Raw genomic sequence first — 15080 nt, 5'->3', positions numbered from 1 at the left:
TTCCGTGGCCCAGCTCCTGGTTCTCACCTCGGCCGCGCCCGGAGACGTCCTCCCTGCCCTCGGTCTGCTGAGCCACCGGGTCCGACACGTCCCCGCCGAGCCCGCGCAGCTGGTCAACGCCCCGTCGTCCGACCTCATCTTCGTGGACGCCCGGACGGACCTGGCGAGTGCGAAGGCGCTCTGCAAGATCCTGTCGACGACCGGGTCGACCACCCCAGTGGTCCTCGTCGTGACCGAGGGCGGCCTGACCGCGGTGAACAGCGAGTGGAACATCGACGACGTCGCGCTCGAGTCCGCCGGCCCCGCCGAGGTCGACGCCCGCATCCGGCTCGTCGCGGGCCGGACCCCGCACGCGCAGTCCGGGACGAAGATCCAGGCGTCCGGTGTCGTCATCGACGAGGCCAGCTACTCCGCCAAGGTCCGCGGTCGGCCGCTCGACCTGACCTTCAAGGAGTTCGAGCTCCTGCGCTTCTTCGCGACCCACCCGTCCCGCGTGTTCACGCGCGAGCAGCTCCTCAGCGAGGTCTGGGGCTACGATTACTTCGGGGGCACGCGCACCGTCGACGTCCACGTCCGTCGCCTGCGGGCGAAGCTCGGCGACCTCGAGTCACTCATCGGCACGGTGCGGAACGTCGGGTACCGCTTCAACGTCTACGACGACGAGGACCGGACGGCACCGGAGCGTGCCTGACCTGCCGGACGTCGTCACCCGGTTGGTCACGGCGAGCGCCGCCGCCGGCGAGGCACCACCGTTCTCCGACCAGACCCTGGTCGACCTCCGCGCCGGACGCGCGGTGGCCGTGGTGGCACCGGACGACGCCGGGGTCGCGGTGGTCCACGACGGCGAGCTCGAACTGGTCGTCGGTCTGGAGGCCCGCGGCCGCGGCATCGGGACCGCGCTCGTCCGGCGGGTGCTCGCGTCCGACGGCATGTCCGGCCCCGCCCCGACGCGCGCCTGGGCGCACGGCGACGCCCCGGCTGCCCGCGCCCTCGCGGAGGCCGTCGGCTGGTCGGCCACGAGGAGGCTGCTGCAGCTCCGGGCACCGATCCCCGAGGACGCACCGGAGGCGCGCCTCCCGGCCGACTCGACCTTCGTCCCGTTCGTGACCGGCGCCGGCGCGGCGACGACGACGGAGGCGGCGTGGCTCGCGCTGAACGCGATCGCGTTCGCGCACCACCCCGAGCAGGGCCGGATGTCCCTCGACGACCTCCGCGAGCGCGAGTCCGAGCAGTGGTTCGACCCGGCCGACGTGCTGCTGCTCGCGGACGGGTCCGGGTCCGTCGTCGGGTCGTGCTGGCTCAAGGTGGAACCCCCGCCACGAGGCACGATCGGCGAGTTCTACGCCGTCGCGGTGCACCCGTCGCGGCAGGGCCAGGGGGTCGGCGGGGTCCTCATGCGCGCCGGGTTCGCACGGCTCGCGGGCCGGGGGCTCGAGGCCGCGGCGCTCTACGTCGAGGGCGACAACACCGCGGCGCTCGCGCTGTACCGGCGCACCGGGTTCGTCGACCACGCGGTCGACGTCCAGTACGCCGCACCCTGAACCGCGACGGCACGGCCGCTCCCCGGCACTGCCGAGCCGTTCATCGTGGATGTCCACAGCGTCCACGTCCCGTCCACCGTTGGTTCCGGTGCGATGGCAGGATGGGGCCATGGATGCCGAACCGCAGCTCGACGGGGAATCCGTCGCCCCCGACCTGGACGACTTCGACGAGATCGTCGCGGTCGAGCACGAGTCGCTGCCGACGGACCGGTACTTCGACCGCGAGCTCAGCTGGTTGCGGTTCAACCAGCGCGTGCTCGAGCTCGGCGAGGACCGCAGCGTCCCCCTGCTCGAGCGAGCGAACTTCCTGGCGATCTTCGCGTCGAACCTCGACGAGTTCTTCATGGTCCGGATCGCCGGGCTCAAGCGCCGCATCGACACCGGCATCGCCGTCCCGACGAACGTGGGCCGCGCGCCGCTCGACATCCTCGCCGAGATCGCGAACAAGGCGCACGAGCTGCAGGACCGCCACGCCCTCGCGTTCCGTGACTCGCTGAAGCCCGACCTCGACGCCGCGGGCATCCACGTGGAGCACTGGTCCGACCTGGTCGAGGCGGACCGCATCCGGATGCGCGAGGTCTTCGCCGCGCAGATCTTCCCCGTGCTCATGCCGCTCGCGGTCGACCCGGCGCACCCGTTCCCGTACATCTCCGGACTGTCGCTGAACCTCGCCGTCCGGGTGCGGAACCCCAAGAGCGGCCGGCAGGAGTTCGCCCGACTCAAGGTGCCGCAGAACTTCCCACGCTTCGTGCAGCTCCCGGACGACGACTCCGGGCGGCTCCGGTTCATCCCGCTCGAAGACCTCATCGCGAACCACCTCGGCGACCTGTTCCCGGGCATGGAGGTCCTCGAGCACCACGTGTTCCGCGTGACCCGCAACGAGGACGTCGAGATCGAGGAGGACGAGGCCGAGAACCTGCTGCAGGCGCTCGAGCGCGAACTCCTCCGCCGGCGCTTCGGGCCGCCGATCCGCCTCGAGATCACCGAGGACATGGACCCGGTGACCCTCGAACTCCTGACGAGCGAGCTCGACGTCACGGAACAGGAGGTCTACCGGCTCCCGTCCCCACTCGACCTCGTCGGGCTGTTCGAGATCGCCAAGATCAACCGGCCCGAGCTCCACTACCCGAAGCACGTCCCGACGACCGCGGTGCAGCTCCGCCCGAACGAGCCGAACCTCAAGCCCGACCTGTTCCGGGCGATCGCGCGGGACGACGTCCTCGTGCACCACCCGTACGAGTCCTTCGCCACGAGCGTCCAGGCGTTCCTCGAACAGGCCGCCGCGGACCCGAACGTGCTCGCGATCAAGCAGACGCTCTACCGGACGTCCGGGGACAGCCCCATCGTCGAGGCCCTCATCGACGCCGCGGAGGCCGGCAAGCAGGTCCTCGCCCTCGTCGAGATCAAGGCCCGGTTCGACGAGCAGAACAACATCACCTGGGCCCGGAAGCTCGAGAAGGCCGGCGTGCACGTCGTTTACGGCCTCGTCGGCCTGAAGACCCACTGCAAGATCGCGCTCGTCATCCGGCAGGAAGGCAACGGCCTCAGGCACTACACGCACATCGGGACGGGCAACTACAACCCGAAGACGAGCCGCATCTACGAGGACATGGGCCTGTTCACCGCGGACGACCAGGTCGGCAAGGACGTCACCCGCCTGTTCAACGAGCTGTCCGGGTACGCCATCGAGAAGAAGTTCAAGCGGCTCCTCGTCGCTCCGCTGCACCTCCGGAAGGGCCTGCTCAAGCGGATCCAGGTCGAGACCGACAACGCCCTCGCCGGCAAGCCGTCCGGCATCCGGATCAAAGTCAACTCGATGGTCGACGAGCAGGTCATCGACGCGCTCTACCTCGCGAGCCAGGCCGGCGTCCCGATCGACATCTGGGTCCGCGGCATCTGCGCGCTGAAGCCCGCGATGGAGGGCTACAGCGAGACCATCCGCGTCCGGTCGATCGTCGGCCGCTACCTCGAGCACTCCCGGATCTTCTCGTTCCACAACGACGGCGACCCGCAGGTGTTCATCGGCAGCGCCGACATGATGCACCGGAACCTCGACCGTCGGGTGGAGGCCCTGGTCCGTCTGACGTCCCCGGCGCACCTCCTGGAACTCGACGGCCTGTTCGACCTCGCGATGGCGGAGACCACGAGTTCGTGGCACCTGGAGTCGGACGGCGAGTGGACACGGCACTCCGTGGGCGACGACGACGAACCGCTCGAGGACATGCAGAACAGCCTGATGCGCCAGATCTCCGCACGGAAGCGCACGCCCCGGTGAGCTCGCCGCAGGGTCCGGTCGTCGCAGCCGGCGCGATCTGCTGGCGTACCCGACGCGGTGTCGTGGAGGTGTTGCTCATCCACCGCGGGCGGGACAAGGACGTCTCGTTCCCGAAGGGCAAGGTGGATCCCGGCGAGTCCGTGCTGCAGACGGCCGTGCGCGAGATCGACGAGGAGACCGGCTACCGTGTCCACCTCGGGGCCCCGATCGGCACGGCGGAGTACGTCCTGCCGAGCGGTCGCGACAAGATCGTGCACTACTGGGTCGCCGAGGTGACCGGCAAGGAGCTCGACCGCGCTGGCGACTTCACCCCGAACACCGAGGTCGCCGCGATCGAGTGGGTGCCCGTGGCCGACGCCGCCCGGATGCTCACCTACGCCCGCGACGTCGAACTGCTCGAACAGTTCGCCGAACGGGTGTCCGCGGGACGGCACGACACGTTCGCGCTCATCGCGCTCCGGCATGCCAAGACCGTCCCCGGGTCGGACTGGAACGGCCCCGACGCCACCCGTCCGCTCCTGCCGGTCGGCCGCGCGCAGGCCAAGCGCGTCGCACCGTCGATCGCGGCCTACGGACCGCGGAAGATCGTGAGCAGCACCGCCGCGCGCTGCCTCGCGACCGTGGAACCGCTGTCCACGACCACCAAGGTGGGGGTGTCGAGCACGGCGGACATCAGCCAGGACGCCCACGAGCACGGGCGGAGCGACGTCAAGGCCGTCGTCCGCAAACGTCTGGCGAAGGGCCGGACCGCCGTGCTGTGCTCACATGGACCGGTACTGCCCGACATCATCGCGCGGATCGCCTCGGACACCACCGACGACCCGGGGCGCTTCGGACTGCGCCGCGCCGCGATGCTCGCCACCGGGGACTTCGCCGTGCTGCACATCGCCGGCGAGCAGCTGGTCGCGGTGGAGACCCACTCGTCGGGCGTCCACGAGTAGCGCACACCTCCCCCAGTAGTTACTCCCGTTCAGGCCCCGACCGAAGCAGGTCGGGGCCTGGTTCGTCTGCCGTTCACCTCCTGTTCACCCGGGAGCGCCGAACAGGCCATCTCGCGTGCTTACTGTCGCTCGCAGGTCGGCACACAGCGCCGCCCGAAACCGGCACCGCAGCAGCACCGCCGGTCCCCTGCACGAGACACCCCCCGAAGGGACCCCTGTGAACATCAAGCGAATCGGCTCGGTCGCGGCGATCGCGATCGCCGGCGCGATCGTCCTCTCCTCCTGCGCAGCGAACGAGGACGCCCCGGCGACGAGCTCGTCCGCCTCTGCGTCGTCGGGCACGGACTACTCGAGCCTCTCCGGCACCCTGAACGGTGTCGGATCGAGCGCTCAGGGCACCGCGGAGACGACCTGGATCTCCGGCTTCCAGCAGAAGGCCTCCGGCGTCACGGTGAACTACAACCCGCAGGGCTCCGGCGCGGGCCGCTCGAGCTTCATCTCCGGTGCCGCGGACTTCGCCGGCTCGGACGCAGCGCTGAAGGACACCGAGCTCGCGAGCGACTTCAAGGCGTGCAAGGCCGGCACCAAGGGCATCGACCTCCCCGTCTACATCTCCCCGATCGCCATCGCCTACAAGGTCGACGGCGTCAAGAGCCTCACCCTCGACGCCGACACGATCGCCGGCATCTTCAAGGGCACGATCACCAAGTGGAACGACTCGGCCATCGCCAAGCTCAACTCCGGTGTCGACCTGCCCTCGGCGAACATCACCGTCGTGCACCGCTCGGACGACTCCGGCACCACGCAGAACTTCACCGACTACCTCGCGCAGAACGCGCCGAGCGTCTGGACCGCCCCGTCGAGCCAGACCTTCCCGTACCAGGTCGGTGACGGTGCGCAGCTCACCTCCGGCGTCGCGAGCGCCATGGCGAGCGCCAGCAACTCGATCACCTACATCGACGACTCCGGCGCGGGCAGCCTCTCGAAGGCCAAGCTGATGGTCGGCGACACCGCCACCACCATCAGCGCGAAGGGTGCGGCCCAGGTCGTCGCCGACTCCGACGTCGCCACCGGTCGTGCGGACAACGACCTCGCGATCTCGATCAACCGCAAGGACACCGCCAAGGGCGCATGGCCGCTCGTGCTGGTCTCCTACGCGATCGCGTGCCAGACCTACCAGGACAGCGCCAAGGCCGACCTCGTCAAGGCGTACCTGACCTACGCCGCGAGCTCGGAGGGCCAGAGCGCCGCCGCGACGCAGGCGAAGTCCGCCGCGCTGACCGACGAGCTGTCCGCCAAGGTCACCAAGGCCATCGCCACCATCAAGTAACACCCGCGGCCCAGGTGCCCGGCCATCCCCGGCCGGGCACCTGGGCCGGACCCCGTTCGGTCGGGAGGGGCGGTGCCAGCCCGCACCGTCCCTCCCGGCCGAACCGCGCGGTACCCGCCGCATCCGACGTCCGCACCCGGCGTCCCCACCCGACGAGGAGTCCCGAAGGACATGACGACCGAAGCTCCTGCACCGCAGGCCCCCGAGGTCCCGGCCGTGACACCCGCACGGCTCAAGGCGCCCGTCCGGATCGGCGACCGGGTGTTCTCCACCGCCACGGTCCTCGCCGGCGGACTGATCCTCGTCGTCCTCGCACTCGTCGCTGCGTTCCTGATCTGGCAGAGCATCCCGGCGTTCTCGGCCAGGGCCGGCGACCTGCCGAACGACGCCACCGGGTTCTGGGACTACGTCGGCCCGCTCGTCTTCGGCACCGTCTGGGCGGCGATCCTCGCGCTCATCATGGCGACGCCGGTCGCGATCGGCATCGCCCTCTTCATCTCGCACTACGCGCCGCGGCGGATGGCTGCCGTCCTCGGGTACGTCATCGACCTGCTCGCGGCCGTCCCGAGCGTCGTGTTCGGACTCTGGGGCGTCGTCGTCCTGGCCCGCTTCGTGACGCCCTTCTACGCGTTCCTCAACGAGTACTTCGGCTGGTTCCCGCTCTTCTCCGGACAGGTGTCCGGGACCGGGCGCACGATCCTCACCGCGGCCATCGTCCTCGCGGTGATGACGATCCCGATCATGACCGCCGTGATGCGGGAGATCTTCCTGCAGGCACCGCGGCTCAACGAGGAGGCCGCACTGGCCCTCGGTGCGACGCGCTGGGAGATGATCCGACTGTCGGTGTTCCCGTTCGCCCGCTCCGGCATGGTGTCCGCGATCATGCTCGGGCTCGGCCGCGCCCTCGGCGAGACCCTCGCGGTCGCGATCGTCCTGTCGGTCTCGACGAACATCTCGTTCCGGGTCCTCACCTCGCTGAACCCGTCGACGATCGCCGCGAACATCGCACTCCAGTTCGCGGAGGCGTCCGGGGTCCGCCTCAACGCGCTCATCGCGTCCGGGCTGATCCTCTTCGTGATCACGCTCGCCATCAACATCTTCGCCCGCTTCATCGTGCGCAAGCGCGTGGGCTGACGGGAAGGCACCCGATGTCACTCGCTCTCCGTCCGAACGCCGGCGCCGGCAACGTCTACGCGTCCGGCAAGCTCCCGAAGCCGTTCCCGTGGCTGCTGCTCCTCGCGAGCTGGGTCCTCTTCGGGCTCGTGTTCCTGCTGCTGAACGCCGGCGGCTCCGTGAAGAACTTCAACATCGTCGCCGTGGTGTTCCTCGGCACGGTGCTGTTCGACGTGCTCATCGTCGTCATCTCGCGCATCGTCGAGGGCGGGCGCAAGGCGATCGACCGGCTCGTCACCTCGCTCGTCGCGACCGCGTTCATCCTCGCCGTCCTGCCGCTCATCTCGCTGCTCTGGACGGTCATCGCCAACGGCCTCGCCCGGCTCGACGGCCAGTTCTTCTCGTACTCGATGCGCAACGTGATCACCGACGGCGGCGGCGCACTGCACGCGATCGTCGGCACCGTCGAGATCACGCTCCTCGCGACGCTCATCAGCGTGCCGGTCGGGCTCCTGACGAGCGTCTACCTCGTCGAGTACGGCCGGGGCTGGCTCGCCCGCTCGATCACGTTCTTCGTCGACGTGATGACGGGCATCCCGTCCATCGTCGCCGGGCTCTTCGCCTACTCGCTCTTCTCGCTGCTCATCGGGCCGGGCACCCGGAACGGTCTCGTCGCGTCGATCGCCCTCGCCGTGCTGATGATCCCGATCGTCGTGCGCGCCACCGAGGAGGTCCTCAAGATCGTCCCGATGGATCTCCGCGAAGCGTCGTACGCCCTCGGCGTCCCGAAGTGGCTCACCATCGTGAAGATCGTGCTCCCCACGAGCCTCGCCGGGATCACGACGGGCGTCATGCTCGCGATCGCCCGTGTCATCGGCGAGACGGCACCGCTCCTCGTGACCGCCGGGTTCACGACGAGCATGAACTACGACGTCGTCAAGAACCCGATCATGACGCTCCCGGTGTTCGCCTACACGCAGTACTCGCAGCAGGGCGCCAACCCGGTGCCGTTCGTGGACCGGGCATGGACCGCCGCGCTCGTGCTGATCCTGATCGTGATGGCCCTGAACCTGCTGGCGCGACTGATCGCGCGCGTGTTCGCCCCCAAGCTCGGCCGCTGACACAGCGTCCCCACTCACCCCGAAGTTAGGATCCCCGCGTGTCCAAGCGCATCGAGGTCGACGGCCTCAACGTCTACTACTCCAAGTTCAAGGCGGTCGAGAACGTCTCCATGACGATCGAGCCCCGCACCGTGACGGCGTTCATCGGCCCGTCCGGCTGTGGCAAGTCGACGTTCCTCCGCACCCTCAACCGCATGCACGAGGTGATCCCGGGCGCATGGGTCGAGGGCGAGGTCAAGATCGACGGCGACGACCTCTACGCCCCGGGCGTCGACCCGGTCCTCGTCCGGCGCCAGGTCGGCATGGTGTTCCAGCGTGCGAACCCGTTCCCGACGATGTCGATCAAGGACAACGTGCTCGCCGGCGTCAAGCTCAACAACAAGCGGATCAGCCGCTCCGAGGCCGACGACATCACCGAGCGCTCGCTCCAGGGCGCCAACCTCTGGAACGAGGTCAAGGACCGCCTCGACAAGCCGGGGATGGGGCTCTCCGGTGGTCAGCAGCAGCGGCTCTGCATCGCCCGCGCCATCGCCGTGCAGCCCGACGTCCTGCTCATGGACGAGCCGTGCTCGGCGCTCGATCCGATCTCGACGCTGGCGATCGAGGACCTCATCGAGGAGCTGAAGAAGGACTACACGATCGTCATCGTGACGCACAACATGCAGCAGGCGTCGCGGGTGTCGGACAAGACGGCGTTCTTCAACATCGCCGGGACCGGGCAGCCGGGGAACCTCATCGAGTTCGGTGACACCGCGACCATCTTCTCGAACCCGACCGTGCAGGCGACCGAGGACTACGTCAGCGGCCGGTTCGGTTGATCCCCCGGGGCGCGGTCGCGACCGTGTGACGGACTGGAGGTGCGGTGCCGGCCGGCGCCGCACCTCCAGTCCGTGGGGCCGGTGCGTCCGCGGTCTGCCGATACGCGCATGTCCCGACAGTCCCCCGCCGTGCACGACGAAGGGCCCCTCCGGAGAGGGGCCCTTCGTTCGTCCTCCGCCTGGGTCGAGCGCTCGTCCTCCGCCTGGGTCGAGCGCTCGTCCTCCGCCGGGGTCGAGCGTTCGTCCTCCGCCTGGGTCGAGCGTTCGTCCTACGCCTGGGTCGAGACCGCCGCGATCGGTTCCGTCGTCGGCTGCTTCGAGCCGCCAGCGGGCTCGATCGTGATGCCGACGGTGTCGCCGGTCCGCTTCGTGCCCTCGAGCACCGCCGAGGTCGTCCCGTCGACGTGGTCGACGAGCCCGGCCGGGGTGATCGTCGACCCGATGTACCAGAGCTCGTACGTCTTGCCGGCCGGAGCAGCCTGCACACCCTTCAGGATGACCGCCGACTTCCCGAGCTTGTTCGACCACACCACGGTCGCCGTCCCACCCGTCGACACCGGGGTCGTCGAGCGCTCGAAGTCCGACGCCGCGGTGATCTTGCCGATCGCGGACGCCTGCGTCGAGGTACCGGGCGTCGTCGGCTGCACGAGCGCGTTCACGCCGAGCGTGCCACCGGTGATGATCGCCACGGCAGCCGCGGCCGACAGGATGACCCGCCCGGGGCGCTGGAACCACCGGGCGCGTGCGGTGGACGAGGCCGTGCCGGAGGTCGAGACAGCGACGTCCGCCACCGGGGCGATGTGCTCGACCGGCTTCGGGACGGACGGGGTCTCCGTCGCCGTGTCACTGTGTCGTGCCGTCTGTGCCGGCCGCTGCGGGGTCGTGGCGATCTTCGCCATCAGCGAGGCCTTGAGGTCCGCCGGCGGTTCGATCGTCTCGGCCGCGTAGGCCAGGAGCAGTGCTGTCTGACGGAGCGAGTCCGCCTCTGCGCGCATCTCGTCCGAGGTGGCGAGAGCGGCCTCGATGGCCTGACGCTCTTCGTCCGTCACGGCGTCGAGCGCGTAGGAACCCGTCATGAGGCCCAGGTCGTCGGGTCGGCTGGTCATGACGTCACCCCCATCTCGTCGCGAAGTCTGATCATCCCGTCACGGAGACGGGTCTTGACGGTGCCGATCGGGACACCGAGGAGGCTGGCCATCTCGCTGTGCGAGTAGCCGCCGTAGTACGCCATGGTCACGGCCTGCCGCTGGAACTCCGTCAGGCGGGCGAGAGCGCGGCTGACACGTTCGTGTTCGATGCGGATCTCGACCGATTCGGTGACGGAGTCGAAGTCCGTCTCGAAGTCGCGGATGCCGACCTTTGTGTCTCGGTCGCGCGACGCCTGAGCGGCACGGATCCGGTCGACCGCGCGGCGGTGGGCCATGGTGAGGATCCAGCTCGGAGCGGATCCGCGGGTGGTGTCGAAGCGGGTGGCGTTCTGCCAGACCTCGAGGAACACCTCCTGCGTGACCTCTTCGGACTGGGCGTGGTCCTTCAGCAGCCGGGTGATGAGTCCGAGGACCCGTCCGGAGAGCTGGTCGTACAGCGCACTGAAGGCCTGCTGGTCGCCGCCGGCGACCTTGGTGAGGAGCTCGTCGGCCGACACCACGGGCGAAGTCGCCTCATAGCCTTCGGTATCACGAGTCACGAGTGTCAGCATTGCAGGTTTTCCTCCTCCCCGTGCCTTCCGCCAGCAGTGCTGTGGAATCGTGCGAAGACCGAGACGTGGTTCGGATCGGCCGATCAGGGAGGAGCGTTCGTGCCACCGGACCCCGTGCGGCCCGCAGGGAATTGGCCCGAGGGCCCGGGTCGCACGGGGGGTCTTGCATCCGGTGTGCACGGCCGTCCCGCCGTCACACAGAGCATTCGGGGCGGTGTGCTGATCGGTTTGGGGGACTTCACCGGCGCACTCCGGCGGCTGTCCGGCGGCTCTCCGGCCGCCGTCGAGCGTCCGCCTGCTCACGGGCGGGCATCTGCTGACGGCCTGGAGGCGCGGGGCTGGGGACGCGCCCGGCCGGTGGTCGGGGAAGTGGCCGGGTGGGGGCGCTCGGCCGGCGAGGGCGCCCCGGGCGGACATGGCCGGAGGTGATCCCGAGAGCAGAGCGCGGCTCGGACCACGCCGGATCGCAACGAAGAGGAACCGGACCGCAGGAACGCCTCTCGGCGCGAGACCGCTCGAAGCGGCTGAATTTGGAGCCCGGGGTTACTGCGGCCCGGCTCTGACGACTCTACAGAGGTCCGACTCCGAGTCCGCGCCGTGTTCTCTCTCGGTGGACACGTCTGCGGTCCGGCCGTGCACGGGCAGCGGTGTCTCCCACAAGCACGCGGCGATCGATGTGTCCTCGCGACACGAGCGTGCGTCGGACACGTTGGACGAGGTCAGTCGAGGCTGTCCCGGCGCCAGAGTGCGGCCGCTGAACCGAGGTCCTGCGCCAGCTCCGTGAGTCGGAGCGCCCGCCGCGTCAGCTCGGTCGCACGTTCATCCGCCGTGGCGTCGGAGTCGTCCGCGACACTCGTGGCACCTGCGGCGGCGAGCCGACAGAACGCGGCGCCCCGGTCGAGCGCGACCGCGAAGTCCCCCGTGTAGAGCCCGCGGAGGATCTGGTCGGCGAGCGCGACGATCTCCGCGGGGCCGGTGGGTTGTTCCGCCCCGGCCACGGCCTGGTCGATGGTGGACACCGCGATCGTGCCGCGTTCGAAGAAGTACGCGGTCTCCTCCGGGTTCTGTCGGATGAGCGTCCGGACGAGGTACACACGCCAGAGCGCCCCGGGCAGTGTGTGCGGGCCGACCGTCGCCCAGAGCTCTGCGAGCGCGTCGATGCCGTGGGTGTCCGTGTAGGTGACGAGTCGGTCGACGACGGCGGGATCGGGGTCGGTGCGGACGCGGTGCACGAGGGCCGTGGCGGTCTCGTGCGCGACACGGTTGATCAGTGCGGGGTCGGTGCCGCCCTCCAGCGACTCGAACTCGGCGTCGGTGAACTGCACGGGGCGGTGGTGGTCGCGAGGCATCCCGGTCAGTGTAAGCCGCACCCCGGACAGCGGTCGCGGCGCCGGGTACGGTCGCTCTGCAGGAGAAGCTCCCGGTCCGAAACTCGCCACGAGCTCGTGGACCCCCGGAGAGCGAACAAGGAGAACCTCATGAACGCATTGCTGATCGTCCTGGCCGTGATCGCCGTCATCCTGCTGTTCGTCGGCGGGTTCGTCGCCAGCGTCAAGTTCCTGCTCTGGGTGGGCATCGTCCTGCTCGTGATCGCAGTGATCGCTTGGCTCCTGCGGACGCTCACCGGCCGCCGCAGCTGACCCCGGACCCGGATCCGGACGCTCGTCGGCCCTCGGGGCGGCGAGCGTTCGTCGTACCGAGGCGCGTCACGCGGCACGATATCCTCGGGTCGAGGGCCTCTAGCTCAGTTGGTAGAGCACCGGACTTTTAATCCGAGGGTCGTGGGTTCGAGCCCCACGGGGCCCACACTCCAGGTGCCGCCGGGGTCGACGGGGGTCAGCGCGCTGTCCGCGCGGCGAACGTCCGACGAACTCGGCCACCAATTTGCGGATGTATGGCGCATTCCGACGCCCGATGCCGTAGCGTGTCCCAGACCAGTCGATGCGCAGAACAGACGCGTACCGCAACACATCACATCAAGGAAACAACGCAGTCATGGCAACAGGCATCGTCAAGTGGTTCAACGCTGAGAAGGGCTTCGGCTTCATCGCGGCCGACGACGGCAGCGGAGATCTCTTCGCTCACTACTCCGCCATCCAGACGGGCGGCTACCGCTCGCTCGAGGAGAACCAGCGCGTCGAGTTCGACGTCGCGACCAGCCCGAAGGGGCTCCAGGCGGAGAACATCCGCATCGTCTGATCTTCAGATACACATCGGGCCCTCGAGGGTTCCGTTCCGGAGCGCGGGTCCCCACAGGGCCCGCGCTTCGTCGTCCCACCGGGACGGAACTCCCACGGAGGGTTCCGTTCCGGAGCGCGGGTCCCCACAGGGCCCGCGCTTCGTCGTCCCGCCGGGACGGACCTCCCACAGAAGGTTCCGTTCCGAGTAGCCTGAGCCGATGCTCGTCGCCGCTGCCCACCTCGATGTCCTCGAGGGTCAGGGCCCGGTCCAGATCGGCGAACTCCTGCTCGCGTTCGCGCTCTCCTCGCTCATCGGGCTGGAACGTCAGATCCGTGGCAAGAGTGCAGGGCTCCGCACCCAGGCGATCGTGGGGACGACCGCTGCGCTCATGCTCATCGTCAGCAAGTACGGGTTCTTCGACGTCATCCGAGACGGTGTCTCGTTCGACCCGTCCCGGGTCGCGGCGCAGATCGTGTCCGGTGTGGGCTTCCTCGGCGCCGGGCTCATCCTCACCCGCCAGGGTGCCGTCCGCGGGTTGACGACCGCCGCAGCGGTCTGGGAGACCGCCGCGATCGGCATGGCCGCCGGTGCCGGACTCTGGCTCCTCGCGCTCGTCGTGACGGCACTGCACTTCCTGATCACCTACGGCTACACCGCCGTCACCCGTCGGCTGCCCGGCGGTCACGACTCAGCAGTGCAGATGCGGATCACCTACCGCGACGGTGGCGGGCACCTCCGGTCGATCCTCGACTCGCTGACCTCGGGCGGCTGGCGCGTCTCCCGTGTCCGGACGGCGGACGAGCTCCGCCCTGATGAGTCGGCACCCGCCGACGGTGTGCGGCTCGCGACCGTCCTCGTCAGCATGAACGGCGGTGAGACCGTCCCTGCGCTGCTCGCCCGGGTCGGAGCCCTGGACGGTGTGACGGAGGTCGCACCCGTCGACGACGACGAGCTCGACTGACACGTCGACGGCTCCCGTCCGGCCGATTCGGGGTACGCACCCTCCACAGCGGAATCACCGCAGAAGCGGAGATCTCCTCGCTCACTACTCCGCCATCCAGGCGGACGGCTACCGCTCGCTCGAGGAGAACCAGCGCGTCGAGTTGGACGTCGCGACCAGCCCGAAGGGGCTCCCGGCGGAGAACATCCGCATCGTCTGATCTCCAGATACACATCGGGCCCTCGAGGATCCCGTTCCGGAGCGCGGGTCCCCACGGGGCCCGCGCTTCGTCGTCCCAACGGGACGGAAAGGGTCCATCTCGGCCGCCGCGATGGTCTACCGCGCGTCGGGGCTTGGGCGCTCCATGATCCTGCATCGAGCGACATTCCCCAGGCTCAGCGACGTCGCTTTTCGGGAGTGATGTCGCATCATGCTCCCGCACGGTGCGCACGCTCCCGCACGGCACGCGGGTGCACCGGGCTCGAACGCTGCTCGCCCGGGTCGGAGCGCTCGACCGTGTGTCGGAGGTCACCCCCGTCGACGACGACGAGCTCGACTGACACGTCGGCGGCTCCCGTCCGGCCGATTCGGGGTACGCACCTTCCACAGCGGAATCACTGCAGATCTTGTCCACAGCCCAGGCTCCTGTTCAGATGTTCGCCGGGTTCTGCTCGATAGTGTCGTTCTCGGATCCGCTCCTCGGGTCCTCCAGCTCCACCGCACGACACCATGATCGGGGTACACCGTGACCGAACCTCTCGCCGCACCTGCAGCCAGCTCCACCAGCGACGCGCTCCGGATGATTGACATCGCCACCGCGGTGTCGAGCGGGGTCGCGCCACACGGGCTCGGCGCGCGGGTCGCGACGATGACCGACGACATGCTGCTCGACGAGCTCCGCCGGAACGCTCGGGTCGCGACCCGCCAGATCCGTCCGGACTTCGCGGAGGTGCACACGCCGACCAAAGTCCTCGGCTACGTCCGTCGACTGCGCAAGACCTTCATCGCGCTCCGGGGCGACGACCCGGCCTGGGCCGAGGAGATCGGGAGTTACCCGAGCGAGTCCCTCGCGGTCGAGGCACTTCGCATGCGCCGCGCCTGATCGGTGGGACCTCTCCGAC

At 69.3% G+C, this 15080-nt stretch carries 15 protein-coding genes, 1 tRNA gene and 1 pseudogene; 14 read left to right on the top strand and 3 right to left on the bottom strand.

The window, feature by feature from the left end:
• Window positions 1–4 precede the first annotated feature (4 nt).
• From ACO0E0_RS05290 to pstB, 8 genes are all read left to right on the top strand, one after another.
• Window positions 5–691 carry a response regulator transcription factor gene (locus tag ACO0E0_RS05290; RefSeq protein WP_422870347.1) on the top strand — a complete coding sequence of 229 codons (687 nt, stop codon included), beginning with the start codon at window positions 5–7 and terminating at the stop codon, window positions 689–691.
• Window positions 684–1541, top strand: a complete 858-nt coding sequence (gene mshD / locus ACO0E0_RS05285; protein ID WP_422870346.1) for a mycothiol synthase — start codon at window positions 684–686, stop codon at window positions 1539–1541. The genes ACO0E0_RS05290 and mshD overlap by 8 nt, the downstream gene beginning before the upstream one ends.
• Window positions 1542–1650: 109 nt before the next feature.
• Complete coding sequence (locus tag ACO0E0_RS05280; protein WP_422870345.1) at window positions 1651–3816, top strand: RNA degradosome polyphosphate kinase; 2166 nt, start codon at window positions 1651–1653, stop codon at window positions 3814–3816.
• Complete coding sequence (locus ACO0E0_RS05275) at window positions 3813–4757, top strand: NUDIX hydrolase (protein ID WP_422870344.1); 945 nt, start codon at window positions 3813–3815, stop codon at window positions 4755–4757. Before ACO0E0_RS05280 ends, ACO0E0_RS05275 begins: the two co-directional genes overlap by 4 nt.
• Before the next feature lie 217 nt (window positions 4758–4974).
• Window positions 4975–6087, top strand: coding sequence for a phosphate ABC transporter substrate-binding protein PstS (locus ACO0E0_RS05270; protein WP_422870343.1), 1113 nt, complete (start codon window positions 4975–4977; stop codon window positions 6085–6087).
• Window positions 6088–6258: 171 nt separating this feature from the next.
• Window positions 6259–7221 (top strand): phosphate ABC transporter permease subunit PstC, encoded by a 963-nt coding sequence (pstC, locus tag ACO0E0_RS05265; RefSeq protein ID WP_422870342.1) that lies wholly within the window; start codon window positions 6259–6261, stop codon window positions 7219–7221.
• A gap of 14 nt (window positions 7222–7235) precedes the next feature.
• Window positions 7236–8321: a phosphate ABC transporter permease PstA gene (pstA, locus tag ACO0E0_RS05260; RefSeq protein WP_422870341.1), complete on the top strand. Its 1086-nt coding sequence runs from the start codon at window positions 7236–7238 to the stop codon at window positions 8319–8321.
• Window positions 8322–8359: 38 nt separating this feature from the next.
• Entirely contained in the window at window positions 8360–9139 is a 780-nt protein-coding gene (pstB, locus tag ACO0E0_RS05255) for a phosphate ABC transporter ATP-binding protein PstB (protein ID WP_422870340.1), read from the top strand.
• A gap of 269 nt (window positions 9140–9408) precedes the next feature.
• Here the strand turns inward: pstB and ACO0E0_RS05250 are convergent, their stop codons facing one another.
• From ACO0E0_RS05250 to ACO0E0_RS05240, 3 genes are all read right to left on the bottom strand, one after another.
• On the bottom strand, window positions 9409–10245 hold the full coding sequence (locus ACO0E0_RS05250; RefSeq protein WP_422870339.1) for an anti-sigma factor: 837 nt from the start codon (window positions 10243–10245) through the stop codon (window positions 9409–9411).
• Window positions 10242–10838 carry a sigma-70 family RNA polymerase sigma factor gene (locus tag ACO0E0_RS05245; RefSeq protein WP_422870338.1) on the bottom strand — a complete coding sequence of 199 codons (597 nt, stop codon included), beginning with the start codon at window positions 10836–10838 and terminating at the stop codon, window positions 10242–10244. The genes ACO0E0_RS05250 and ACO0E0_RS05245 overlap by 4 nt, the downstream gene beginning before the upstream one ends.
• Before the next feature lie 719 nt (window positions 10839–11557).
• Complete coding sequence (locus ACO0E0_RS05240) at window positions 11558–12187, bottom strand: DNA-directed RNA polymerase subunit beta (protein ID WP_422870337.1); 630 nt, start codon at window positions 12185–12187, stop codon at window positions 11558–11560.
• Between the two features lie 129 nt (window positions 12188–12316).
• On the opposite strand from ACO0E0_RS05240, the gene ACO0E0_RS05235 reads away from it, so the two are divergent.
• The 6 genes and pseudogenes from ACO0E0_RS05235 to ACO0E0_RS05210 all read left to right on the top strand — a co-directional run bounded on the left by ACO0E0_RS05235 (window position 12317) and on the right by ACO0E0_RS05210 (window position 15061).
• Window positions 12317–12478, top strand: coding sequence for a hypothetical protein (locus tag ACO0E0_RS05235; RefSeq protein WP_422870336.1), 162 nt, complete (start codon window positions 12317–12319; stop codon window positions 12476–12478).
• Window positions 12479–12571: 93 nt separating this feature from the next.
• Window positions 12572–12644, top strand: a tRNA-Lys gene (locus tag ACO0E0_RS05230).
• Window positions 12645–12833: 189 nt separating this feature from the next.
• Entirely contained in the window at window positions 12834–13037 is a 204-nt protein-coding gene (locus ACO0E0_RS05225) for a cold-shock protein (RefSeq protein ID WP_055950585.1), read from the top strand.
• Between the two features lie 199 nt (window positions 13038–13236).
• Window positions 13237–13980: an MgtC/SapB family protein gene (locus ACO0E0_RS05220; protein WP_422870335.1), complete on the top strand. Its 744-nt coding sequence runs from the start codon at window positions 13237–13239 to the stop codon at window positions 13978–13980.
• 70 nt (window positions 13981–14050) lie between these two features.
• Window positions 14051–14179, top strand: a pseudogene (locus ACO0E0_RS05215) (cold-shock protein); the annotation flags it as partial.
• 525 nt (window positions 14180–14704) lie between these two features.
• Window positions 14705–15061: a hypothetical protein gene (locus ACO0E0_RS05210; RefSeq protein ID WP_422870334.1), complete on the top strand. Its 357-nt coding sequence runs from the start codon at window positions 14705–14707 to the stop codon at window positions 15059–15061.
• Window positions 15062–15080: the final 19 nt, after the last annotated feature.

Source organism: Curtobacterium phyllosphaerae, from assembly GCF_049341865.1.
Taxonomy (GTDB): domain Bacteria; phylum Actinomycetota; class Actinomycetes; order Actinomycetales; family Microbacteriaceae; genus Curtobacterium; species Curtobacterium phyllosphaerae.
The sequence above is the reverse complement of the archived record's forward strand: the minus strand, read 5'-3'. Positions and strand labels throughout refer to the sequence as shown.

Excerpts from the sequence above, each read along its gene's own strand:
- ACO0E0_RS05280 (WP_422870345.1), top strand. The coding sequence starts at position 1,651 with ATGGATGCCGAACCGCAGCTCGACGGGGAATCCGTCGCCCCCGACCTG.
- pstC (WP_422870342.1), top strand. The coding sequence starts at position 6,259 with ATGACGACCGAAGCTCCTGCACCGCAGGCCCCCGAGGTCCCGGCCGTG.
- pstA (WP_422870341.1), top strand. The coding sequence starts at position 7,236 with ATGTCACTCGCTCTCCGTCCGAACGCCGGCGCCGGCAACGTCTACGCG.
- ACO0E0_RS05250 (WP_422870339.1), bottom strand. The coding sequence starts at position 10,245 with ATGACCAGCCGACCCGACGACCTGGGCCTCATGACGGGTTCCTACGCG.
- ACO0E0_RS05245 (WP_422870338.1), bottom strand. The coding sequence starts at position 10,838 with ATGCTGACACTCGTGACTCGTGATACCGAAGGCTATGAGGCGACTTCG.
- ACO0E0_RS05240 (WP_422870337.1), bottom strand. The coding sequence starts at position 12,187 with ATGCCTCGCGACCACCACCGCCCCGTGCAGTTCACCGACGCCGAGTTC.
- ACO0E0_RS05235 (WP_422870336.1), top strand. The coding sequence starts at position 12,317 with ATGAACGCATTGCTGATCGTCCTGGCCGTGATCGCCGTCATCCTGCTG.
- ACO0E0_RS05225 (WP_055950585.1), top strand. The coding sequence starts at position 12,834 with ATGGCAACAGGCATCGTCAAGTGGTTCAACGCTGAGAAGGGCTTCGGC.
- ACO0E0_RS05220 (WP_422870335.1), top strand. The coding sequence starts at position 13,237 with ATGCTCGTCGCCGCTGCCCACCTCGATGTCCTCGAGGGTCAGGGCCCG.